This is a genomic window from Thermogemmatispora aurantia, assembly GCF_008974285.1.
Classification (GTDB): Bacteria; Chloroflexota; Ktedonobacteria; order Ktedonobacterales; family Ktedonobacteraceae; genus Thermogemmatispora; species Thermogemmatispora aurantia.
Window position 1 is genome coordinate 1,366,283 of record NZ_BKZV01000001.1, and the last position, 22,570, is coordinate 1,388,852.

General features: G+C 58.8%; 16 protein-coding genes and 1 riboswitch. Of the genes, 5 read left to right on the top strand and 11 right to left on the bottom strand.

Annotated elements, in window-relative coordinates; all coding sequences use genetic code 11:
- Positions 1-41: 41 nt before the first annotated feature.
- Entirely contained in the window at positions 42-1,190 is a 1,149-nt protein-coding gene (gene metX / locus KTAU_RS05310; RefSeq protein WP_151727353.1) for a homoserine O-acetyltransferase MetX, read from the bottom strand.
- 571 nt (positions 1,191-1,761) lie between these two features.
- Positions 1,762-1,871: riboswitch (SAM riboswitch) on the bottom strand.
- A gap of 211 nt (positions 1,872-2,082) precedes the next feature.
- Between metX and KTAU_RS05315 the strand changes: the two genes are divergently transcribed.
- Positions 2,083-2,733, top strand: a complete 651-nt coding sequence (locus tag KTAU_RS05315) for a GNAT family N-acetyltransferase (protein ID WP_170293078.1) — start codon at positions 2,083-2,085, stop codon at positions 2,731-2,733.
- Here KTAU_RS05315 and KTAU_RS05320 read toward each other — a convergent pair.
- Positions 2,730-2,972: a PLDc N-terminal domain-containing protein gene (locus tag KTAU_RS05320; protein ID WP_151727355.1), complete on the bottom strand. Its 243-nt coding sequence runs from the start codon at positions 2,970-2,972 to the stop codon at positions 2,730-2,732. The two genes, KTAU_RS05315 and KTAU_RS05320, sit on opposite strands and share 4 nt — an antisense overlap.
- A 328-nt stretch (positions 2,973-3,300) precedes the next feature.
- The gene (locus KTAU_RS05325) at positions 3,301-4,329 is read right to left on the bottom strand and encodes a lipid II:glycine glycyltransferase FemX (RefSeq protein WP_170293079.1); all 1,029 of its coding nucleotides are present in this window, start codon (positions 4,327-4,329) and stop codon (positions 3,301-3,303) included.
- Between the two features lie 274 nt (positions 4,330-4,603).
- Between KTAU_RS05325 and KTAU_RS05330 the strand changes: the two genes are divergently transcribed.
- Together KTAU_RS05330 and KTAU_RS05335 are read left to right on the top strand one after the other, a co-directional pair.
- The gene (locus tag KTAU_RS05330; RefSeq protein ID WP_151727357.1) at positions 4,604-5,044 is read left to right on the top strand and encodes a potassium channel family protein; all 441 of its coding nucleotides are present in this window, start codon (positions 4,604-4,606) and stop codon (positions 5,042-5,044) included.
- Positions 5,045-5,055: 11 nt separating this feature from the next.
- The gene (locus KTAU_RS05335; protein WP_151727358.1) at positions 5,056-5,718 is read left to right on the top strand and encodes a potassium channel family protein; all 663 of its coding nucleotides are present in this window, start codon (positions 5,056-5,058) and stop codon (positions 5,716-5,718) included.
- Positions 5,719-5,737: 19 nt separating this feature from the next.
- Here the strand turns inward: KTAU_RS05335 and KTAU_RS05340 are convergent, their stop codons facing one another.
- The 4 genes from KTAU_RS05340 to KTAU_RS05355 all read right to left on the bottom strand — a co-directional run bounded on the left by KTAU_RS05340 (position 5,738) and on the right by KTAU_RS05355 (position 13,259).
- Positions 5,738-7,108, bottom strand: a complete 1,371-nt coding sequence (locus KTAU_RS05340; protein WP_151727359.1) for an AI-2E family transporter — start codon at positions 7,106-7,108, stop codon at positions 5,738-5,740.
- 1,032 nt (positions 7,109-8,140) lie between these two features.
- A complete protein-coding gene (locus KTAU_RS05345) occupies positions 8,141-8,989 on the bottom strand; it encodes an FG-GAP repeat domain-containing protein (protein ID WP_151727360.1) in 849 nt (282 codons plus the stop codon).
- Between the two features lie 184 nt (positions 8,990-9,173).
- Positions 9,174-11,138 (bottom strand): serine/threonine-protein kinase, encoded by a 1,965-nt coding sequence (locus KTAU_RS05350; protein ID WP_151727361.1) that lies wholly within the window; start codon positions 11,136-11,138, stop codon positions 9,174-9,176.
- Between the two features lie 84 nt (positions 11,139-11,222).
- Complete coding sequence (locus KTAU_RS05355; protein WP_151727362.1) at positions 11,223-13,259, bottom strand: DUF790 family protein; 2,037 nt, start codon at positions 13,257-13,259, stop codon at positions 11,223-11,225.
- Positions 13,260-13,763: 504 nt separating this feature from the next.
- On the opposite strand from KTAU_RS05355, the gene KTAU_RS05360 reads away from it, so the two are divergent.
- Positions 13,764-15,980, top strand: a complete 2,217-nt coding sequence (locus KTAU_RS05360) for a serine/threonine protein kinase (protein ID WP_151727363.1) — start codon at positions 13,764-13,766, stop codon at positions 15,978-15,980.
- Positions 15,981-16,134: 154 nt separating this feature from the next.
- On the opposite strand, the gene KTAU_RS05365 is transcribed toward KTAU_RS05360, so the two are convergent.
- The 4 genes from KTAU_RS05365 to rnc all read right to left on the bottom strand — a co-directional run bounded on the left by KTAU_RS05365 (position 16,135) and on the right by rnc (position 20,250).
- The gene (locus tag KTAU_RS05365; protein WP_151727364.1) at positions 16,135-17,550 is read right to left on the bottom strand and encodes a DEAD/DEAH box helicase; all 1,416 of its coding nucleotides are present in this window, start codon (positions 17,548-17,550) and stop codon (positions 16,135-16,137) included.
- Between the two features lie 109 nt (positions 17,551-17,659).
- Positions 17,660-18,622 (bottom strand): methylmalonyl Co-A mutase-associated GTPase MeaB, encoded by a 963-nt coding sequence (meaB, locus tag KTAU_RS05370; protein ID WP_228026323.1) that lies wholly within the window; start codon positions 18,620-18,622, stop codon positions 17,660-17,662.
- Positions 18,623-18,629: 7 nt separating this feature from the next.
- Positions 18,630-19,052: a cobalamin B12-binding domain-containing protein gene (locus KTAU_RS05375; protein WP_112429611.1), complete on the bottom strand. Its 423-nt coding sequence runs from the start codon at positions 19,050-19,052 to the stop codon at positions 18,630-18,632.
- Between the two features lie 475 nt (positions 19,053-19,527).
- Positions 19,528-20,250, bottom strand: coding sequence for a ribonuclease III (gene rnc, locus KTAU_RS05380; RefSeq protein WP_151727365.1), 723 nt, complete (start codon positions 20,248-20,250; stop codon positions 19,528-19,530).
- Positions 20,251-20,523: 273 nt separating this feature from the next.
- Between rnc and KTAU_RS05385 the strand changes: the two genes are divergently transcribed.
- Complete coding sequence (locus tag KTAU_RS05385; protein ID WP_151727366.1) at positions 20,524-22,539, top strand: copper resistance protein CopC; 2,016 nt, start codon at positions 20,524-20,526, stop codon at positions 22,537-22,539.
- The last annotated feature ends 31 nt before the right edge of the window (positions 22,540-22,570 follow it).

Consider the following 22,570-nt stretch of genomic DNA (forward strand, 5'->3'; position numbering starts at 1 on the left):
CTTCGGACAAGGGAACGGGCGCCCGGCAATGCGCGGCTTGATCAGGTTTCCAGCCAGCGCAGAGCAGCGTTCATCTGCTCCCACTCTTTCAAGAAAGCATCATGGCCATGAGGAGAATCCAACTCGACATAGGTCGCCTCTCCTCCAAGCGCTCGAACACGCTCGGCCAGCCAGCGGACCCGGGCCGCCGGAAAGAGAAAATCAGAGCGGATGCCGATAAAGAGCGCGCGGCTGCGAATACGAGTAAGAGCCGTATCGAGAGAAGGATAGCCCTCACTGACATCGTAGAGATCCATCGCGCGGCTCAGATATAGATATGTATTGGCGTCGAAGCGCCGCACCAGGGAATTACCCTGATAATACAGATAATTCTCTACATCGAAGCGCTTTCCCAGACTTGGAGTGCGGGTCGGTGAAGGCACTTCACCAGCGCGAGCCGGGCGACGGGAGAAGCGCAGCTCCATTGCCTCTTCACTCTGGTAAGTGATCATGCCAAGCATACGTGCGATGGCCAGGCCGGCATCGGGTCCCTGACCGGGTGGGTAATCACCGCCCTGCCAGCGCGGGTCCAGCATAATGGCCTGGCGCCCCACCTCGCTGAAGGCAATAGCCTGAGCTGTCAACGCCGCCGTCGCTGCCACCACGATGACCTTCTCCACCAGCTCCGGGTAGCAAACTGCCCACTCCAGCGCCTGCTGTCCACCGATCGAGCCGCCGGCCACAATCAAGCGCCGAATGCCCAGGTGCTCTATCAGGCGGCGCTGGGCATGGACCATATCACGGATCGTGACCAGCGGGAAACGCATGCCGTAGGGTCGCCCCGTGCTCGGATCGATCGACGAAGGACCAGTACTGCCATAGCAGCCGCCGAGCACGTTTGAGCAGACGACAAAGTAGCGCGACGTATCGAAGGGCCGGCCCGGGCCGATCAGCGGGTTCCACCAGGCGGCCTTCGGGTCGTCCGGGTGCTCAGGATCATGGGCATGCGAACTGCCCGTCAGGGCATGGGCAATCAGGATGGCATTGTCGCCTGCCGCGTTGAGGCGCCCCCAGGTTTCGTACGCCAGCGTCACGGGGCCAAAACGGCCACCGTACTGAAGCGGCAACGAGTCAAAGGTATAGCTTTGCAAGTGATTCACAGGAGCAGGCTGTGTACCTGTCACCACACTGTGCTCGACGCGAGCCACCATGTGCACACTCCTTGCAACAAAAAGGGAACAAAAAAACCCTCACCCTACCCAGGGGCGAGGGACAGTCTCTTCGCGGTACCACCCTGTTTTGCCAGCGCCTCACGACGCTGACCTTGGAGTGTTGCCAAGCCGCAGGTCCCCAGGCTCAACCATGACCTTGCATCAGAGCGCAGCCCAACTCAGGCGGTTTCCTTCCTCTGGCTACTCTTGGCCCGGCTCAGATCTCAGCTGTCGGGCTGACCGAACCATCCAAGGCCGCATCTTGCCCAGGATGCAGCTCGCTCGCAACACTGCAGCTTGTAACGGAGCCACCCGGCACAGTCTACTCGCCCGCCCAAGGCGGGCCTTCAACCTGCAACTCGGAGGGCATTTTCAACGCCGCCGCAGCGCCGGCATCTCAGCGCCGCCGACTCTCTGTAGCCGCATACGACGTCTACTCGTCCTCGTCAACGTTATTCTCGATTCGATTGACCGCTAGACGACTGGTGAGCACACTCGTACCCGCCCGGTACGCGGGGCAAGAAAAAACCCCTTTTTGTGAAAAGGGGTCTTTAGCATCATTGCCAGGTTCCCCTCATCTTGCGGAACAGTGTTCCGCCGGAATTGGCACCTTACCAGCAGCTCTGCTGGCGGGTTGCCGGGCTTCACAGGGCCGTCTCCCTCCACCCGTCTTGATGAGAGCGCTAACCGCGTCGGTTCAATTGTTCGGGTACATTATAGTTGTTAGTTAGTATAGCGGAGATGGCTGGAGCTGTCAAGGGTCAGCATGGCACTGGTTGTTCTGCGGCCTGGCCGCTTCTCGACCACGCCAGGCTGCTTGTCAGCTGGGCGGAGATGAGCGGGCCAGGTTGGTATGGACACCAAGAGAAGAGAGAAGGACGAAAGGAAGGCTATGAATCAATCGAGATCTGAACCAATGTTGTTATCTGCAGAAAAGGCAGCCGAGGCTTGCCAGGTTCTGGCACGAGCTTTCCAACATGATCCGCTGATGGTTTTTGTGCTTCCTGAGGAGAGGCGCCGCGCCGTTGTGCTGCCCGGCCTTTTTTCCATGACGGTCCACTATTGCCTGCGCTACGGTCAGGTCTATGCCTCACCGGGCCTGGAAGGGATCGCCTGCTGGCTACCACCCGGCGAGACAACCCCTACACTGGAGCGCCTCTTGAGCATCGGCCTGCGCTTTTCTCCCTTGCGCGTCGGCCTGGGCGGTCTTTGGCGGATCGGCCTGGCCGAGCGCTATGCCGCCCGTCAGCATGCGCTGCACACACATGGGCCACACTGGTATCTCTGGGCCTTGGGTGTTGATCCTCCTTACCAGGGCCAGGGAATCGGCAGCGCTTTGCTGAAGGTTGTCTTCCAGCAGGCCGACGCCCGCCACCTCCCTTGCTACCTGGAAACCCAGAATCCGCGCAACGTCGGCTTTTACGAGAGGCATGGCTTCCGCGTGGTCAGCGAGACGCCGATTCCCCACGGCCAGGGCCTGCGCCTGTGGGCCATGCTGCGCGAGGCTCCATCCACCATGCCCTCCTCCCCTTCTCAGTCTTAGCGCGTCCCATAGCTCGGCTGGCCAAAGGCAACATGATGACGCCGCTGACCAAAGAGCAGGTAGAGAAACGGCCCAAGGAACGGGATGAACCAGATGACCGCCAGCCAGAGGAGCTTGCCAGCGGTCGAATGGCCATCCTCTAAAATCATGAATGTCTCGATAATGTGCCCAACAATTGGCACAAAGACGATTATGAGAAAGAGCAGTGAATTGAATAAACATCCACGCTCACCGGACATATCGCCTCCTTAGGTAAAACCGCTTATGCAGGCCAACAGGGCAGAGCAGGTCCCGCTAGCGATTAACCTGCTCCTGCCCTCCGCACCACTTCTGAATGATCTGCACCTCTTTGAGAAAGAAGTCCAGGGGGGGAAAATGGGCCTGATACGCCTCACCAGCAGCCCACTCTCCAAGAGCATGTTCTCTTCGCCTGGTTCTCTCCTCCAAAGACACGGATCAGCCAGCCAGAAGGTGACAGGTCGGAGAGAGGCGAGGCCAGAAGAAGCGGCAATGGAGCCGAGGGGGAGGGCAACACAGGGGAGAGCGTGAGAAAGAGCAGGTGTCTGCCTAGAGGGCAAGGCGCTTGCCAAGGAGGCGCCGTGTCAGATTCATGCTGAGCGGGCGATACACGTACTCATAGCCGCCGAGGAAGCGCACTACCTCGCCACCCCAGCCGCGCTTGAAGCGGTAGACACCCGCTAGCGGCTCGTGCTCGTCTTCGGTTTCAGGAATACCCCACAGGTCGTAACGGACAGCCCCAGCGGCGCGGGCCCGACGCATTGCCTCCCACTGGAGCAAATAATTGGGCATAAGCTGGCGCAGCTCGTTGCTGGAGGCCCCATAGAGATAGAGCGCCTCACGCCCCATGCGTCCCACAAAGATCCCAGCTAAGAGCTGTCCCTCATACTCGGCAAGCAGCAAATCAAGCTGATTGCGGGGAGCGAGAATCAGCCAGGCGTGCTCATAGTACTCGTAGTGATGGATACCAAAGCCATCGCGCGCTGCCGTGATCTTCAATAGCTCATACCAGGCGCGCACATCCTCAAGGGTCTGAGCCTCGCGCACCCTGACACCTCGTCGGGCAGCCAGACGCAGATTATAGCGCCACTTCTCCTTCATACGAGCCAGGAGTGTCTCCTCGTCAGCGTCTAGATCAACTATGATTGTGCGCAGCGGCTGAATAGTGCGCACAGGGCGGAAGCCGGAGGACAGCAGGCGGTGTGCCACTCGTTCTCCCAGCTCAGTGCCCGCCAGCAGGGGTGGCTCCAGGCGCAGAGCTAAGGCCCCACGTCGGCGCAGCAGACGATGGAGAGCTGTCCAGAAAGCGCTGCAGCTTTCCTCATGAGACCAGTCGAGCACAGGGCCGCGAGGAATGTAGGCCAGATGCCCACACCAGTACGGCATCTGAGGAGCGCCGCGGCAGAGCACCTGAGCAGCAGCCACTATGCGTCCCGTCGACCGCTCGCAGAGCGCCAGACGCAGAGGTTGCCAGCCAGCCTCGGCCTTTAGCTCACCCCAGCCCCAGCTTTGCAACAGGTGGCCGTCGTGTTCCTCCAGAAAGCTATCCCAGACCCGGCGCTCGTCAATCCTCTTCAAGAGATAACCTTGCTTCATGAGCCTTATTGTATCATGCTCAGCGCTCTCGACAAGAGAGCAGTTCGTCCCGGGAGGAGCCTGGCTGGCAACAGGAGGCCCGGTCAGGGAGAGCGTACAGGCTGGCACAGCAATGATATAATATCGTCTGGTGGGTTTCCCCGCTATGCACACCTGTCCACGAGCGGAGAGGTGCGGCATTGGTCAGTCAGCGAGCCAAGGCTGATAGTACTGGCGGGAGGGACGTCAACCCTCACTGCCAATCAGGAGGCAACAGGTGAAAATAGTGATCCTCGGTTGTGGCCGCGTTGGCGCAACGCTGGCCAATATGATGGATCGCGCGGGTCACCAGGTCTCGGTCATCGACTATAGTAGCGAAGCCTTTCAGCGTCTTGATCCCGACTTCAAGGGCGAGACCATCCTGGGCAACGGGGTCGATGAGGACATCCTGATCCGCGCCGGTATCAAGGAAGCCGACGCCTTCGCGGCGGTCACGAATGGCGATAATCGCAACATCATGGCGAGCCAGATCGCCAAGGAGATCTTCCACGTTAAAAAAGTCGTCTGCCGTATTTACGACCCGATTCGGGAGCGCACCTATCATGAGCTGGGATTGGAGACCTTCTGTCCCACAACGATAGGGGCGCAGATGCTAGCTGAGGTCCTCCTCAGCGAGCCTACAGCGGCAAAAGCAGCGCGACAAGACGAGAAACAATAGAGGATAGCTCTATGTATATCATCATCGGAGGCGGTGGCGACATCGGCTACTACCTCACCAAAACGCTCCTGAACCAGGGACATGAGGTTCTGCTCCTTGAGAAGGACGCCGCGCGCTACCAGGCACTGAGTGAAGAGCTGGGGGAGGCCGTCGTGCGTGGCGATGCCTGCGAAGCGCGCGTCATGGAAGATGCCGGTGCCAAGCGTGCGGATGTGGTCATCGCCGTCACCGGCGAAGACGATGACAACCTGGTCATCTGCCAGATGGCCAAGCGACGTTTTAACGTCAACCGCACTATAGCCCGGCTCAACAATCCGAAGCACGAAAAGATCTTTCAGAAGCTTGGCATCGATATCACCGTCAGTCCAACTAAAGCCATTCTCTCGCTCATCGAGGCGGAGATACCTACCACACGCTTTGTACCGCTCATGAAGCTACGCAGGGCGGGCCTTGACTTTGTCGAACTGCGCATACCTGCGGAGTCGCCCACGATCGGCAAGACCTTACGCGAGATCAACCTGCCGCGCAATAGTAACCTGGCTTTGATCGTGCGGAATAACCAGCCTATTATCCCCAACGCCGACACTGTGATCCAGGAAGATGACGAGATCTTCGCGCTGGTGAGTCCAGAAGGCGAGGACGCCATTCGCAAAGCTTTTGGGGCGCTTGGCTAAAGCGGTCCGCTTGCCCCTGTTAGCGTTCGACAGGTTCATCCTGTTCCTGTTGCTCACCCTGAACAACCGTGTGGCGCTGTTCCTGCGGCTCAGGGAAGGAGCGCAGAAGGTCGAGCTGTTCGATCTTCTCCTCCAGGTCGATTCCCTTCTTGATAGCCGGAGCGGCGCTGACACGGTTTATCCCTTGATCAAGGATCACCTCACTTGTAGTACGCAGACCATGAGCCACCTTGGCCGCGCCGGTCAGGCCCGGCTGCTGCTGAGTGCGGCGTCGACGCAAGACCCAGGGCTGACGGCGCGGGGTCAAGATCTGCTCAGCGCTCTCTCCCTTCACCAGGGAGCGGTAGATGCTGGTAACCACCACCCAGGCGGCGGCCACAATGGGAGTCGCAATCAGGGCGCCGAAGGCTCCAAAGAGCTGGGCGCCGATGATTAAGGCCAGGATCGAGGCCACCGGATGCAGCCCTACAGCATGGCCCACGATGCGCGGACCCAGGACATTACTTTCGACGATTTGGATGATCACGAAGTAGCCGATGACCACGAAGGTGCGAGGGAATGGCTCGGGCAAGAGAAGGGAGATGGCCACCGCCGGCAGAGAGGCCAGAGCCGGACCGACCATCGGAATGGTCTCAAAGAGGAAGGCCAGGGCCCCCACAATCAAGGCATAGTCTTTGAGTCCCAACCAGGGGCTGGCGCAGCCCAGCCCCGCCAGCACCCCAATGATGACCGCCAGCGTCAACTGACCGCGGATATAGTTGCCTACGACGCGATTGAGGGCATCTTCGAAGAGGAGAAAGTGAGGCAATGAACGCCGCGGCACCACCTTGAAAAGACTGTCGCGGATACGTTTGCCATCCAGGGTCAGGTAAAAGCTGAGGACCGTCACCAGGACGACATTGACAATGAGATCAGTCAGGGTGAAGAGAAAGCCCACAATGTTGTTGACAAGCGAACGCGCAAAGTCGGTCGCTTGCATCTCGATCTGCGTTAAGACGCTGTCGATCTTTTCTTGCGGAATGCCCTGGTCAACAAGAAATTTCTGCAGCTTCGCCGACAACTCAGGTAGCTGATAGGCATAATTCTGGATGGTCACCGAGAAGGTCTGCGCCTGACGAATGAGGGCAAACAGCAAGGCGTAGAAGAGACTTCCGACCACTACTAATACTACAACGTAGACGAGCAGTGTGGCCAGCGAGCGCGGTAGACCAAAGCGCTGGAGCTTGTCGACCAGTGGCGAGACAAGAAAAGCTATGGCCATGGCCAGCAGGAGCAGCACCAGGGCATGGAGAAAGAGGCCGGAAATGCTCCATCCTAACCAGCCTAGAATGCAGATGCAGACAATGCTAATGAGAATATCTCGAACACGCTGCCAGTTAACACGCTCCATGCACTCCCTCCTTACCAGGCTCAGCACCCCTTCACCGGAATCATTCGCTTCTATTATGCTCCTCTCCCGATGGGAAGACAAGCAGGGAAGGGGTGCTCAATTAAGCTTGATTGAGCGCTGGCGCTGCCTGTCAAAGCAGTGCTTTTCTCCAGGTCTATCTTACTAGAGAGATCATGCCTGCTTGGCAGACAGCGGATGCTGATGCAAGCAGGGCCAAGACTTTCTCCACAGGCCAGGCGTAGGCAGACCTATTCCTCGCCATCAGGAGCAGCGGTCTGACTTTTGCACGCGCTGGTCTCGCCGCCCATCGAGGGGAGAAAAATCCTCTCCTCCTACGTAACTTTTGAGAGCAGGATACGTTTGTAAACCTTGGGGAGTCTGTACGGTCGGCTGCTTCTCTAAAGTCTATCAGCACAGGAGGGAGAAGAAGGCACAACGCTCGACAGAGCGAGGCCAGCTCGCCTCTGTCCTTTTGAAACCCTCGGCACCTACCCGCAGCCAACGACTACGGCGGTACCTTGGTCTGGCCATCGTTAAGCTGTTGTCTGGTTATCGTCTACGACAATGTCAGCGTATCCAAATCTCTAAGGGATGTGCCCATGAGCGGTCTCGCTATTCTGCTAAGCCAAACTATTATATATTGGACACTTCTGATACTACTCATTTCATGGATAATCATTTTCGCTATTCTCGCATTACGTCCAGAACCGTCCAACAAGGAAAGCGCTGAAGGACGTGTCTATCACGTCCCAGCTGCCGCAGAAGTCAGTGTTGTGCCCGAATTCCAGCTCCCAGGTCACCAGCATCGGCAGCCACAAGTGCTGCAGGCTGTGGGAGTAGCCGCTCCATCGGAGCGCGATAGCTGAGTCTAGTCGGGCTTGCTCGCCCTGCGATAGAGGAAGCAAGAGATGCACTGCAGCATCAAGCGGTTTGTTGCCTCCCGGGCCGGGGGAGAGAGTGCTGATCTTGACCAGCTCTCTCCCGGCGAGAGGCGCTGAACCCCGCCCCGGGGCCGAGACAGCGCTGTCCACATCAGGAAGAGGTGAATCTGAGTGGCTCGCCAGGTCGAGCGGGGCGGAAGGAACCGTTCTCGTTGATGAAGAAGAAGTGGCTTCCTTCGATGGTCACAACCATATCGGGCTTGCCATCTCCGTTGACATCCTGGAAGCTGAGAGTCACTGGTGCCAGGTCTTGCCCAGGCCCAACCAGTACTGGCCCTACATAGATACGGGCTTTGGTAGCATCGCCGCCAGGAAATTCGATAATCTCGACGTGGCGGTTGAGATTCAAGGCAATAAAGTGGCTCGGGTTCGTGGGGGAATCGTTATGGCCCACCACGGCATCGATCTGGAAGGTGCGCGGGCGCCCATAACGCCAGTCATCGAGCGTGGTCTGCCACCAGCCGGTCAGAGCGGTCAGGACGACCCAGCCGACAACCATCGCCAGCCAAAAGAGGCCCAGCCACAGCAGCCAGTGATAGCGCCTCCCGGCTTGCTGGGATAATGGTGCTGACCGTAATGGCTCCTCGGTGCGCCGCTCCCGCGCCCGCTCTGGAGCAGCGACTGCTGGGTTCACTGCAGGCTGTCGCTCGCTGGCCCGGCGGCGCGCTGGCGCGGGTGTTCTCATTTCACTCTGACGTTGAGCAGCGCTAGGCCGTGTACTGACCAGACTACTCTCCGGTAGAGCATCGGCACGAACCCGCCCGACCTCAGTCTTCACATCGGCTAACACCTGATAGCGACGCACGACGCTGGTGGGACGCACCTCCTTCCAGGAAGCTTCATCTTCTTCGTGAACTGTGCTCACTCGTTCGTCATCGCTGTGCGGGAGCTGACGCAGAGGGAGGGACTCCGCAGCTCGCCGAAGATGGCTCGGGTTCAAACTGTCACCTGCTTCCTTTCTTGTCTTGCGCTTAGGCTTTGGGGACGACTTAGAAAATTTGTTCTAGTTTTGAGGGACAGTATACCCTATAGGGCCGTCTCCGTCAAGCCAGGCTTGTCAATGTTGAGAGCCTGGTCTCTGGCACTCAGCAGAGGCCGGGCTATCCCCACCAGCCCAGTCAGTCTTAGTGGCTGTGCGGGGTCAGGCGCAGGTAGAGATAGGCATCGAGCAAGCCGCGTAGGGAGCCGATCAGGGCCAGCAGACCTGCCCAGAGGAGCAGGGCTATCCAGGGGGGATTAAACTGGGCAAAGAACCAGCTCTGTCTGGCGACGAGTAAGCCCCAGGCAGAGGCGAACAGGAAGGCCGCTAGAAACATGAAGAGGCCTGCGCAGGCGCTGGTGCGTATGAAGGAGGCCGTGGAGAGCCTGCGCATCTCGATAGAGACTACCGCGCCTGGCGTTGGAGCAGCCACAAGGGCAATGAGCAATAAACCGAGCATGTTGAGCAAATGGGGGACAAAGAGGTGCTGAGCCGAGGTGGCTAAGGTCAGGATCAAGATGATAGTAAGAGGCAAGAGTCCGGTGAGAGCCGCCTCAGCAGCGGCGCGCCAATGGACAGGAGCAACCTCGACCTGATCATGGGCCACATCGACCTGCCCCAGCTGACGCACGGCATAGATGTTGCTGCCTAAAAGCAGGATATAGGCCAGCAGCGGCAGCCAGGGAGCGGCAGCATCAGCCAGGCCGACCAGGAGCGTGGCGCCCGCCAGGGCAACTAGCGAGGCCGCACAGGTGCGGTAGATGGCTCCTCTGACGTTGCGCAGAGAGGAGCGCGTAACGCCGCAGAATCCAAGGGCGGCGAGGGCCAGCAGATTGATACCCGTGGCCAGCAAGACCCCGAGATCAGCCAGCAGCACACCCTTGCCACTGCTGAGAGCGTAGAGCAGGGCCAGAATCGGGAATTGGGCCACCAGGGCGATGAGGATCAGACTATAGTAAAAGAGACGCCGCCCCTCGTGGAAGATCGGAGCTGGCTCGGTCTCTTCATCCGGCGAAACAGGCGGTGTGAGCTGCTCCTGCGCTTGGTGTTGTGAAGGCCATTCCCAGGGTCGCGGCCCTTGCTGCCAGGGAGCGCGCCCTGCTGGGGAGGCGCCTCCCTCCCAGCCTTTCTGCCTCGCTCCTACGGCCTCGCTCACGGCCTCTCTCACCGGCTCGGCAACGGTCAGATCGCTGTTGTCAGCATTGCCGCTGATACGCAATACGCCTGAAGCTGGCGTGGGGAAGGCCCCGAGTACAGCGCTGCGCAGGGCGGCAGCTAGCTCTAAGGCACTCTGATAGCGATCTTCGGGACGCTTGGCCAGGGCCTTGAGAACGACCTCTTCAACCGCTGGTGGCAGGTCGGGACGCTTCTGGCTCGGCAAAGGTACAGGCTCGCTCAGATGCTTGTTCATGACGATAAAGGGTGTGGTACCGGTGAAGGGCACTTCACCAGTCAAGAGTTCGTAGAGCACGACCCCCATCGAATAGATGTCGGAGCGATGATCAACCTCGCTGGTACTGACCTGCTCCGGTGAGGCGTACTCAACGGTCCCCAGGAAGTCACCAATGGCAGTCAAGGCCGGTAAGGTCTCCAGGCGCACAATGCCAAAGTCGCTCAAAAGCAAGCGCCCATCCAGATGGAAGAGCAGGTTCGCCGGTTTGACATCGCGGTGGACGATGCCAAAGTTGTGAGCGTAGTTAAGGGCATCAGCCAGCTGGCTCATGTAGCTGACGATGATGCGCAGATCGAAGTGCCGCCCCTCGCGTTTCATTTCATCGATGCGGTCGCGCAGCGTTCCCCCGCGCATGTAGGGCATAACCAGGTAGGCCAGTCGTTCGTTACCAACGAGCGCTTCATCATATTCATAGATAGGAAGAATATTTTTATGCTCTAGACGAGCAACAGTATCAGCTTCGCGCCGAAAGCGCTCTAAGAAATTCCGTTGCTCTTCAGGGTCGTAGCTGAGGGACGGAATCAGCACCTTGACGGCGACTGTGCGCACAGGCCGCGATTGCTGTGCCAGAAAAACAGCTCCCATACCGCCACGTCCAATGATCCGCTCTAGTGTACATGTGCCAAGCGTCACGCCTAGAAGCTCATTGACGTCCATTCTCTATCCTTAAGAAGCAATTCCCTTGTTATTCTGACTACCCAGCAAGCAGAGAACAGAGATGGTGGCACTGTTATGCCCTGCTCAGGCCCAGAGATCAGGTTGCGCCAGATCCTGAGAGGCGCGCGGGCGACGCTCTTTTTCGCCTGCGCTTCCCGCGCCAGAACGCGCTTTGCGCTCACGCGCAGGCCGCCCTGCCGGTAGGATGACGACCGACGGTGGCTCGTCGTTAGCGCTAGTGACCTCAGTGGTGGTAGTGCTCTCCACGCCTCTATAGGTAATCTGTGTCTCAAAGATGGAGCTGTGCTCGACGCCCACGCCTTCAAGCTGTTCAAGTAGGGCCTCCAGGGCTGCATCATCACAGTTCGCCAGGCATGGCCATCGCAGACGTAGCTCAGCCGCTACAGCGCTCCAGGCCGTTGTGCCACGTTCTTCTACCCACTTTACGAATGAGGCGGCAAAGCGTTCAAACCACTCACGCGTATAGAGACCAACGCCAGGAAGAAAGCGAATATGCTGATCACTGATGGTTGCTGCTGCCTGTTCCAGCTCAGTCCGCCGGTAGCAGCACAGCAAGGTATAGCAGTCACGCTCAGCAATGAAGTTCTCCCGACGAATCTGCTGCCGTATCGCCTCTCGATCGAGGAGGGCCAGGCGCCTGGCGAAGTCATCGTAACGGCTGCGGAGCAGGTGCAGGAGATCGCTGAGGGCCACCTGGCCATCGTAGCTCACGATGGGAAAGGCTCCTTCCAGAGAGGCGAAGGCTGCCCGCGCATCGCGAGGTACGAGAAGAATAATATCGCCACGTCCTTGCAGCTGCCGCAATTTCTGTATTTTACGTTCTCGATAAGCAGGTGTCCAGAAACCAAGGATTTCGACATAAAGGCGCTGCTGTCCTCGTGAAAGAGCAAAATCAGGAATAAAGATACCTTCTCGCAGCAGCAGTGGCTCAGGCTCACGCTCCAGGTACCAGCCCTCCAGTCCTTGACCTGGGCCACGTTCGAGCGCCTGGAAGGCAGCGGCGAAGGTACTTTCCAGCTCGCTGTCAAAGAGAGCTTCGTCTGCCTCGGCTGGCCGTCCCGCCTGGTCCTCTTCTGGCAAGGTCAGCAGGGAGAGCAGAGCAGGGTCCAGGGGGAGATGATAGGCTCGTTCGCCTAGATAAACCAGGGCCTCGGCAGCCACAATGGCTTTGCGCAGTCGTTCACCGCTGCGCCGGCGCCGACGGGCGCTTGTGTCCGTTGCGGGCAAGGGCGCGTACTCCAGGAGCAAGCGACAGAGACGGGCCAGCCGCTGCCCATACTGCTGAGGGAGGCCTGTCATCTCCTGGGGACCATAACAGGTCAGGCGCAGACGAGTGGGCTGATCTCTCTCGGAGAGCGGCAGAGGATCACCCTCCAGCTCAGCGGCGTAATCCAGATCATAATAGATGCCCAGGCGGCGCGCCAGGTAGCAGAAGCGTTTGATCACTGCACCCAGGCCGACCGGCTCGACAGCGCGTAACACCTGAGAGTCAAGGAGAAAGGTCACCCGAGCTGCGCTGCTCAAGGCTGCCTCAAAGATAGCCTGGTTGTAATGGGCGACGATCAGCGCCGGCTGAGGAAGACTTTCGCACACTCGCACCAGACAGGCCTCGTCCTCACTGTCGAGGATGAGCAGCCGCTCTAGCTCGGGGAGCGAGAGAGAGAAACGTGCAGCAAAGGCTGTGAGGGCCGCCGTGCGTTCGCTGCCGGCCAGAAAGCCGTCGTAGCTGCTGTTGACATAGTCGAAGAGCGCAAGACGGAGCTGAACGGAGGAGGAAATGCCCGCTTGTTGGAGAGCCATCAGCGCTTGCTCACCAGCGGCGAGGTGTTTGAGCTCGTCGGTCCAGGCTGGCTGCTGCCAGGTGTACCAGGTTCCAAGAACGGCAATCAGACCATCGGCAAGACGATAGTCACCAATACAGGCACGCGCTTCATCTAGAGAAAAGGCCCGTCGCGGTCGCCCGAGCAGCCCTTCATAGTAGGCGAGGAGCTGCGCGATCTCGGCACTTAGCTCTCCCGGCTGCAGCCAGCGCAGCGTTAGATAGCGCTCGCCACCGCGACGGTAGACCTGCTTTTTGACATCTTGTAGACTGAGACGCACACACGATCTCCCTGACTTCTCGCCCCCGTCGTTCTCTAACGGACAGAGGCATTATATCGCAAACAAGCGGCACTGCCTAGCAGTGACCTCTCTGCCACAAGCAGGCCAGCGGACGGGCCAGCGGTGGGACCTTTCTCCCATCCCATGAGGGTATGACGTACATAGGGGGTTCTCCGGCGTAAAGGCAACAAAAATATTATTATGATCGATAAAATCATTCCTCTCCAAAAGAATTTTGTCGTGAAGGTTGTAAAGAAGCTGACCCAGAGACATTGGTATGATCTCATTGCATGGTTGTCCCGTATCTGGTATAGTACTCACGGGAAGGCAATGGATGGGCATTGGGCTGGTTAACGGCCACTCTCGCCCTTGGGCGCGCCGCTTGGGCAGGGAAGCAGCGCAGCGCTATCCTCACAAAAATGGGCGCTTGCGACCGTGTTCTATTTCAGGGAGAGAGCATACACACTGTAGGACAACCACCATCCTGAACAGAGGGGGGTTGCTATGAGCACCATCCCGCGCCGCATTGGCAGATATGGATTACAGCAGCAACTGGGCAGTGGCAGCCTGGGCGAGGTCTGGATGGCCTACGACCTTGAGCGCAACCAGGTGGTAGCGCTCAAGCTGTTCCACAGCGATTTGCAGGCCGACCCCAACTTCCTGGCACGCTTCCACCAAGCTGGCCAGATGCTGAGCGCCCTGCATCACCCCAATATTGTGTCGTTGCTCGGCTTTGAGGTGCTCCGCGTACCGGAGACCAACAGCACGATGGCTTGTATGGCGATGGAGTACGTGGAGGGGGAGACGCTGGCCCATTATATTCAGCATACGCTGCGCAAGGGCCTTTTTCCTCCTATTTCCGCCCTCGTCTATCTTTTTAAGGCCCTTGGAGCTGCCCTGGACTACGCTCACCAGCAGGGTATTATTCATGGCGGTTTGAAGCCTTCCAATATCCTGCTGGACCAGCGCCATGCTTTGCACAGCAAGATTGGCGAGCCGCGCATCGCTGATTTTGGCCTGGCCACGCTTTTCAAAGGGACGAGCAGCTTGCAGAGTGCCCTCTATATCTCACCTGAGCAAGCCCGTGGCCAGCCCCCTACTGAGCGGAGCGATATTTACTCGCTCGGCGTCATTCTGTATGAGCTGTGTACCGGAGTCCAGCCTTTCCGCAGTGAGAGCGCTGTCGCGCTGATGATGCAGCATATTAACGTGCTGCCGACCCCTCCGATCTTGATTAATTCGAGCATCCCACCAGGCCTTTCAGAGGTGATTCTCCGCGCAATCGCTAAGGACCCGGCGACACGCTTCCGCAGCGCTTCTGCCCTGGCCGACGCGGTAGCAGAAGCCTGTGCGGCGCTACCTACGGGCCAGCTTTCGCTGGGTGACGAGTTCCTCCGCGATGGCCACGGTTCCGCAGAGGAGTCCAGCGCTCTCTCCGGCCCGCTGCCCGCTGCCACCGCTCAGACGACACGACGCATCCCGGTGGTCACCCCGGAGAGCGGAGCGGCGCCAAGTACGCCTTTGCCGGCTCCCGTTTCCGCTCGTGTTCCCCAGCCTCTCCCGCCCGCTCCCCCTGCGCCTGCTCTGCCTCCAGCGACTACAGCAGTGCTGCCTGCCGTTCCTGCCCGAGGACGTGGAAAGGAGTTTCCTCTCAGCTACGCTATCATCAGCGGGGTCGTTCTCTGTATCATCATTCTGGGTGCCAGTTTCGCCAGCCTCTGGCCCCACCAAAGTCAGCCGACTAGTCAGCCGGCGACGCCCAGCATTCCCGGCTACGTCTTTTTCCAGGATGACGCTCTGGGTCACGCCGATGTGCTCCGTATCGAGATCTCCGACTTGCCTGCTCCGGCAGCGAACCAGGCCTATTATGCCTGGATGCAGGTCAGCGGCTCTCGCATTATCCCCCTCGGGAAGTTACTGATCTCCAACGGCAAGGCAAGCCTCGTCTATCCGGGCGATGTCCAGCATACAAATCTGCTCTCAGTCGCTACCGGTTTCTTCGTGACCCTGGAAGATGGCCAGCAGCAGCCGCAAGCTCCTGCAGGACCCAAGGTCTATGCTGGTAATCTGAATGGGGCCGCGCTTCCCTACCTGCAGCATTTGCTCTACCTCGCCCCGGGCCTGCCCGAGAAGGTTGGTATCGCTGTGGAGATGTTCGAGACAATTAAGTCCATCAATGATAAGGCCAGCAGTATCGTCGATGATTTGCAAGGTCCCCACGACTACGGTCTGGCCTGGCGCCAGGCGAACCGCATTATTACCATGATCGACAGTACCAACTACGCTCACAGCAGCGGCGACCTTCCCGCGAATCAGCCTGCGCTCCTACAGATCCCGATCGGCCTCATTTCTTCGCCATCTACTCCAGGGTATCTGGACATGATGGCCAGCGAGATCAGCCACTTGCAAGAGGTCGCTGGTCAGAATAGCACAATGCTGCAGCATATCCAGCATATTAATAATGCCCTGAGCGATCTACGACAGTGGGTGGCCAATATGCGCACCTACAGTGCTAAACTGGCTCAGACTCCTTTGGATCAGATGGGAAGTCAGAACGCACTCGATCTGGCACTGCAGTTGAAGAAGGCTGCAGCAGACTCCTATACCGGACGCGTGATTCCACCCAACGACCAGCCCACGATGGACCAGGGTTCGGCAGGGATGTATCAAGCCTATGTCGAGTGTCAGTATCTGGCCGCGGTACCCCTGCAAAAAGTCTGAGCCGCAATGAGCGGAAGCTAGAACAGCAGGTTGCTTCGTCCAGGTTCGAGACAAGCCGTTCTCTGCAGGCAGGAAGCCCCTCCCTCTCACGTCCACCTTAGCTTAGTTAGTAAGGAAGAGAGGCCCAGAGGCATAAAAGCCTGGCTTGTGGCACTCAAGATGACTGGCGCCGCCGACGAGCGATCTCCTCTTCGGTCGTGCCGCTGGTGACTAGCTCGTAGAGGGTGGCTTGTCCCTCTTTGGGTCGCAGAACCCGTCCCAGACGCTGAATATATTCGCGTCTGGTGCTGTTCCCGCTGACAATGATAGCCACGCGACAGTCGGGAAGGTCAACTCCCTCGTTCAGGACACGTCCAGTAACGAGCTTGCTGTACTGCCCTCGGCGGAAGCGCTCTAGAATAAGCTGACGCTCCTCTGCAGCAGTCTTGTAGGTGACGCTTGGCAGACAGAAGCGCCGGCTGATCTCTTCAACAACCTGGTTATATTCGGAGAAGAGGATAACCTGGTCACAGGCGTGGCGTTTAAGCAATTGCTCGATCTGCTCATATTTGGCAGCTGCGTTGAGAGCAATGCGACGCGCTTCTCTCCAGGCACGCATGGCTGCTCGGGCTTCTTTGTCACGCGCACTGAGAAAGATCAGCTTCTGCTGGAAATCTTCTGGCGAGCGAATAGCGATCCGGCGACGACGGAGGAAGGAACGATAGAGGGCCCGCTGCTCGGCATAGTGCTGCTGGTCTTCGGGAGGAAGCGTGACCTCAATACGGATTTCCCGATACTGGGCCAGATAGCGATCTTCGGTTAGCTCCTCTGGGCCGCGCCGGTAGACCTCGGGACCAATGAGTTCTTCCAGCTCCAGATGAGCCATATCGCTGCGCTCAGGAGTGGCGCTGAGGCCAAGACGGTAGGGTGTAAAAGCACTGAGCGCAATCTGACGATAGGTTGGAGCCGGGAGATGGTGACATTCGTCAAAGATGAGCAAGCCAAAGCGTCGCAGCTCTAGCGGATAGAGAGCTGCAGAATCATAGGTGATGATGGTGATCGGCTGCAGGTTCTTGTCGCCACCCCCAAAGAGGCCGATCTGCTCTGGCGCCAGTTGCAGCATGGAGGCCAGGGCCAGTCGCCACTGCTGCAGCAGGTCAATGGTGGGAACCACCACCACTGTCCAGAGCTGCAGGGAGTGGATAGCCAGGGCCGCCACCACCGTCTTGCCCGCTCCAGTCGGCAGGACGATGACCCCCGCTCCTTCCGCAGCCAGCCAGCGCTCCAGAGCCTCCTGCTGGTACGGACGTGCTTCCACAGCGGGCACTGGAACGAAGGGCAGGGCCGGGCGCTCGTCAAAGGCCACCTGAAAAGGGGTTCCCTGCTGACTCAAGGCCTGTTTGACGGCGGCGAGATGGATGGGCAGCGTGCGCAAGAAGCCATGACGACGATCGCGCCCAAGTTGGACCGCCACCCGCTTCGGCAGGTGCGGCCCAAAGAGGCGCCGCAGCAGCTCCTCCGTCGGCAAGGCGCCCCACTCAGCAGGCGGCAATAACACAAGATCACGTCCGCGTAGATCGATCACAATCATGCCTGCTCTCCTCACTCATCCCCCGCGGCTTTGTCCAACCTGACGCCTCACCTCCCCCGGCTGCAGCTTCCCGATCGCTTGACCGGAGCAGAGCGGGATGGGATGGCGTTCAGCGAGGCAGGCCAAGGCGCTCTTCCAGCTCACGTGCGACACTATAGGGATCACGTGCTCGCTCGCTGATCTCGCTCAGCAGGCGCTGCCATTCGCCGGGACTGACCTCCTCTTCAAGGTGCTGAAGCACCTTTTGTACGATCAGCGCTTCGATTTCACTACGGATCTGACGCTGAGCTCGCTGCTGGAGCAGGCCGCTGTCTTCCAGAAAGCGACGATGACGCTCCAGAGCCTCCACAAGCTGATCAATTCCCTCGCCTTTGAGGGCACTGGTCAGGACGATCGGAATGCGCCAGGCCGCTGTACGTCGGTCGGGGGCCAGACTCAAGAGCATAGCCAGCTCGGCAGCAGTCTGGTTGGCTCCCGGCTTATCTTTCTTGCTGACAACAAAGAGGTCTGCGATCTCCAGAATACCAGCCTTGAGGGCCTGAACCTCATCGCCGAGGCCGGGAGCACAAACCACCATTACGCTATGCGCGGCGCGCATGATCTCGACCTCGGCCTGCCCGGTGCCGACGGTCTCAATGAGAATCGGGTCGTAACCGGCAGCATCCATAGCACGCACAACATCGCGCGTAGCGGCGGAGAGGCCACCCAGGCTTCCGCGGCTGGCCATGCTCCGAATGAAGACACCCGGATCACCAGCCAGCTCCATCATGCGAATACGGTCGCCAAGCAACGCCCCGCCCGAGAAAGGACTGGTGGGATCAACGGCGATCACCGCTACACGTCGCTGACGCTGGCGAAATTCACGCGTGAGCTGGGTCACCAGAGTGCTCTTGCCTACGCCTGGAGATCCTGTGATGCCAATGATGTGAGCGCGCCCAGCGTGTCGATGCAACTCAGCCAGGCAATCGCGGATACCAGGTACCCCATTTTCGATAAGGGTCACCATACGAGCCAGCGCGCGCCGGTCGCCGCTCAGAAGACGCTCGATCAGATTCTGATTCTGGTTTTGCAAGCCGCACCTACACCTCTACCTGGAGACGCTCAGGGTGAATATTCTCACGCACGAACTGAATGATCTGCTCAACGGGAGTTCCCGGGCCAAAGCAACCTTTAATGCCCATCGCTTTGATAGCGGGAATGTCCTCATCGGGCAAGATACCCCCAGCGGCTACGAGGACATCGGTGACACCGTTCTGCTTCAGCAGCTCCATAATGCGAGGGAAGAGAGCCATGTGCGCGCCGGAGAGGATGCTCAGGAGGATGGCATCAACATCTTCCTGAATGGCGGCTTCCACAATCATCTCTGGTGTTTGACGAATGCCCGTATAGATAACCTCCATGCCTGCATCACGCAGGGCACGGGCGATGACTTTCGCGCCACGGTCATGCCCATCCAGTCCTGGTTTGGCAACCAACACGCGAATGGGACGAGTTGCAGCCATAAGGTGACTCCTTTGTCCAACCTCGCTGAAACCTGCGCCTGACATGGCCAGGCTGAACGTCAGGCCAGCTCCTTAGCCAGCCAGTTTCTCTATGCGTCGCGCCAGCCTGCCGCTCCGCTCGGCTCTGCTCCGCGCAAGGCAGCCTCCCCCTCCGCCTCTCATTTACACTGCTGGGCTGCTAAGCAAAGACCAGAGGCAGCAGACCAGGTTGCCCGCGCTCAGTTTGCAGCAGCGTAGCCCGAGGAAGAAGCCCCCGCACCGCCGCAGAGGCCGCCCAGGAGCAGGCTCCAGGTAGGCTATTCACGCATCTCCAACTGAGCACTACCATTCTACATCGACCAATCAGTTCCTGCAAGCCGCCGCTTCGCCTCCGCCCACCAGACTGAGAGAAGGAAAGAGGAAGGCAGTCAGACAGCCGGCCAACTATGCGAGCCAGGGATAAGCGCGAGTCACAAGGGCAAGAGCAAGGTTCGCCTCAGGATGAGATCTCGGGAGACCCTTCCGGCTGGAGTGAGCGGAGAGCGTCGAGGGCAGCCAGGCGCCCTGCTTCCTTAATGCTGGAAGCCGTGCCAACGCCGAGCAGCAGGTCATGTTCGAAGACCCCAACGGTGAAGGTGCGGTCACTGCGGCTGCCACCTTCCTCCAGGACACGATAGCGGGGAAGGCAACCGGAGCGATGAAGTAGGATGTTCTGCAGGCGCCCTTTGGGATTGCTATTGAAGAGTTGCCTGTGCACCTCGTTGACAACCGGAAAAATCCACCGTGCCACGAACTCACGGGCGACTTCTGGCCCCTGATCAATGTGAATGGCTCCGACCAGAGCCTCTAGAACATCGGTGCAGAGAGAATCTCGCGAGCGCTCATTGAAGGTGCGCAAACTGGCGGTATCCACACGTACGAAATCAAAGAGGCCAAGCTGGCGCCCGATGCGCGAGAGCACCCGCCGGCTGACTACCTCCGACTTGAGCGAGGTCATTTCTCCTTCGGAGGCCTCCGGGAAGTTGCGATAAATATACTCCACGACGTGAGCGCTGATGATCGCATCACCGAGAAATTCTAACGTGTCGTACGAGTCACGGATGGCCGTTTCAGGACAGCAGGAATGATGCGTCAGCGCGCGCTCCAGCAATCGTCGATCGTGAAAGGTAATCTGTAATCGGGCTTCCAGTTCTGCAAGATCGCTGGTGCTCTCCGTCATACAGTATTATTATAGCCTACCTGAGCCGCAGGCGTCGAGTCTCTCTCATCAGCTCTGGGTCCCTAGGGCGCACCTGACGCCGCAGCGACGCCCCCCGTCTCTTGACACCCTGTGGTAATCGTCGGACAATGGGAACTGACCAGGGGTAGTGAAAAATCTGTTGTCTGCTTCTTACCAAGATCTTTCCCGCTATGTCTGCGTATCCATACAGTAGATAAGTAAGAAGAGGCCAAGCAAGGCCATGATCATGCCTATGCAGCCGAGGACAGGACAATGCTGATGCACAAGGATTTACGTCGCTCGGCCCGCTGGCAGCTGACGATCGGAGCGGCACTCGTGGCTCTGGCCCTGTTCCTGCTCTTTCCCGGAACGGCAGAAGCTCATGCGGTGCTCTTACGCTCCGATCCCTCTCAGGATGCCCTCTTGCGGACCGCCCCGACAGAGGTTCGCCTCTGGTTCAGCGAGGATCTGAATCCGGCACTGAGCAGTGCCGTTGTGGTCAATAGCCATAATCAGCGCGTCGATACAGGGAATGCTCACGTCTCGTCCAGCGACCCCACTGAGCTTGATCTCGGCTTAAAAGCGAACCTGCCTCCCGACGTGTATGTGGTCGTCTGGCGCAGTGTCTCCAACGTCGATGGGCACGTCCTTCGTGGCTCGTTCCTGTTCACAATTGTCGAGCCGAATGGCACGGTACCCCACCTGAACGCCAGCGCACCCCCGCCCGGCCAGGACCTGCTCGGCGGTGGCAATACGAGCAGCCTTTACACAGGGCAAATCGATGCCGTTGGCCTTTTCAACCTGGTGGCAGTGACCCTGAGCGAGCTGGGGGCCATTTTCTGGGTGGGAGCCCAACTGTGGCGCTTTTTCGTCCTGGAAGCTGTCCCTAGCGGTGAGGGCAGCGGTCACGCCGATACGGAGGCCATCGTGCAGGCCATGCCTTCACGCTTCATTCACCGCTTTGCTGTCCCCACCTTGCTGGTGCTGCTGGTGGCTAATCTGGGCGTGCTTGTCGGTCAGGCCCTCTTTCTGAGCAATGGCCAGTGGAGCGGTGCCCTGGCTCCCTCCCTCTTGCTGAGTATGGTCACCAGTAGTCGCTTTGGAACCTTCTGGCTAGGACGGGAAGCGATAATCTTGCTGGCCCTGGCAGTGGCATTCTACCAGCTCCTGGCCCGTCGGCACCCTGCTCCTTTCGAGCGTGCCTGCGCCTGGCTGAATCTGCTCCTTGGCCTGGCCCTCTTTGGCACCATGACACTTTCCAGCCATGCCGCCGCGGTGAGTAGCAATCTCTTTCTCTTTTCAGTCCTGATTGACTGGCTACACTTACTTGGCTCGGCTTTCTGGATTGGTGGCATGTTCTATATTGTTACATGCTATCTGCCTCTGTTAGAGCAGCATGCCCCTCCACTGCGTGCGCAATCCTTAACAACAGTCCTGCCCTACTATTCTCCCTGGGCAATCGCCGGCGTGCTCTTGCTGACCATCACCGGCCCTTTCAGCGCTTCGTTCCATTTGACCAGCCCCGCGGAGCTGATTACGACGGCCTATGGGCGTGCACTGCTGATCAAAATTGTGCTGGTGGCCGCTCTGCTCGCAACCAGCGCTTTCCATGTACTGCTTCTGCGCCCGCGTTTGAAAAAGGAGTATGGCAAATATGTCTACTGCCTTGAACACCTGGAACAAAGCCAGACAAACCCAACAGCGCAACGGACAGAGAAGGCGTCAGTGGAGCCTGAAACGGGAATTCAGCAGGGACGTTGGGCACGTCAGCTGAAGCTGCGAGAGAAGCGCCTGACTAGGCTGACTACTCGTCTGACGACCGTGCTGCGCTGGGAGCCGCTGCTCGGCGTGGGAGTACTGATCTGCGTCGGCCTGATGAATATCTTCGCCGGGACTTTGGCCCCCACTACAGCCCTGAATCAAACAGCTCCCACCGCTAGCTCGACCGCTACTCCGAAACCATTGACGACCAGTGCCACCACCAGCGACGGTCTCTTTACGGTCACGCTGACAATCTCGCCGAACCGTTTCGGCACCAATACCTTTACCGTCAAGGTTAGCAATCGCCAAACGCAGCGCCCAGTGACCCAGGCCGGCGTGACGCTGTACCTGAATATGCTCGATATGGATATGGGCACGGAGGTACTAAACCTGCAGCCAGCCGCCGACGGAAGCTTCAGTGCCCAGGGCGACTTGACCATGAGTGGCAATTGGTCGGCTCGCGTGCAAATAAGAACTCTAGACAATAAGCTTCATGAGATGCAAGTCAAGTTTTTCACTCCTTTCTAGTGAGGAAACAACATAGCATGGCTGCTGTATT

Excerpts from the sequence above, each read along its gene's own strand:
- rnc (WP_151727365.1), bottom strand. The coding sequence starts at position 20,250 with ATGACGGAGAGCACCAGCGATCTTGCAGAACTGGAAGCCCGATTACAG.
- KTAU_RS05365 (WP_151727364.1), bottom strand. The coding sequence starts at position 17,550 with ATGATTGTGATCGATCTACGCGGACGTGATCTTGTGTTATTGCCGCCT.
- KTAU_RS05320 (WP_151727355.1), bottom strand. The coding sequence starts at position 2,972 with ATGTCCGGTGAGCGTGGATGTTTATTCAATTCACTGCTCTTTCTCATA.
- KTAU_RS05350 (WP_151727361.1), bottom strand. The coding sequence starts at position 11,138 with ATGGACGTCAATGAGCTTCTAGGCGTGACGCTTGGCACATGTACACTA.
- KTAU_RS05385 (WP_151727366.1), top strand. The coding sequence starts at position 20,524 with ATGCTGATGCACAAGGATTTACGTCGCTCGGCCCGCTGGCAGCTGACG.
- KTAU_RS05340 (WP_151727359.1), bottom strand. The coding sequence starts at position 7,108 with ATGGAGCGTGTTAACTGGCAGCGTGTTCGAGATATTCTCATTAGCATT.
- KTAU_RS05360 (WP_151727363.1), top strand. The coding sequence starts at position 13,764 with ATGAGCACCATCCCGCGCCGCATTGGCAGATATGGATTACAGCAGCAA.
- metX (WP_151727353.1), bottom strand. The coding sequence starts at position 1,190 with ATGGTGGCTCGCGTCGAGCACAGTGTGGTGACAGGTACACAGCCTGCT.
- KTAU_RS05335 (WP_151727358.1), top strand. The coding sequence starts at position 5,056 with ATGTATATCATCATCGGAGGCGGTGGCGACATCGGCTACTACCTCACC.
- KTAU_RS05375 (WP_112429611.1), bottom strand. The coding sequence starts at position 19,052 with ATGGCTGCAACTCGTCCCATTCGCGTGTTGGTTGCCAAACCAGGACTG.
- KTAU_RS05315 (WP_170293078.1), top strand. The coding sequence starts at position 2,083 with ATGAATCAATCGAGATCTGAACCAATGTTGTTATCTGCAGAAAAGGCA.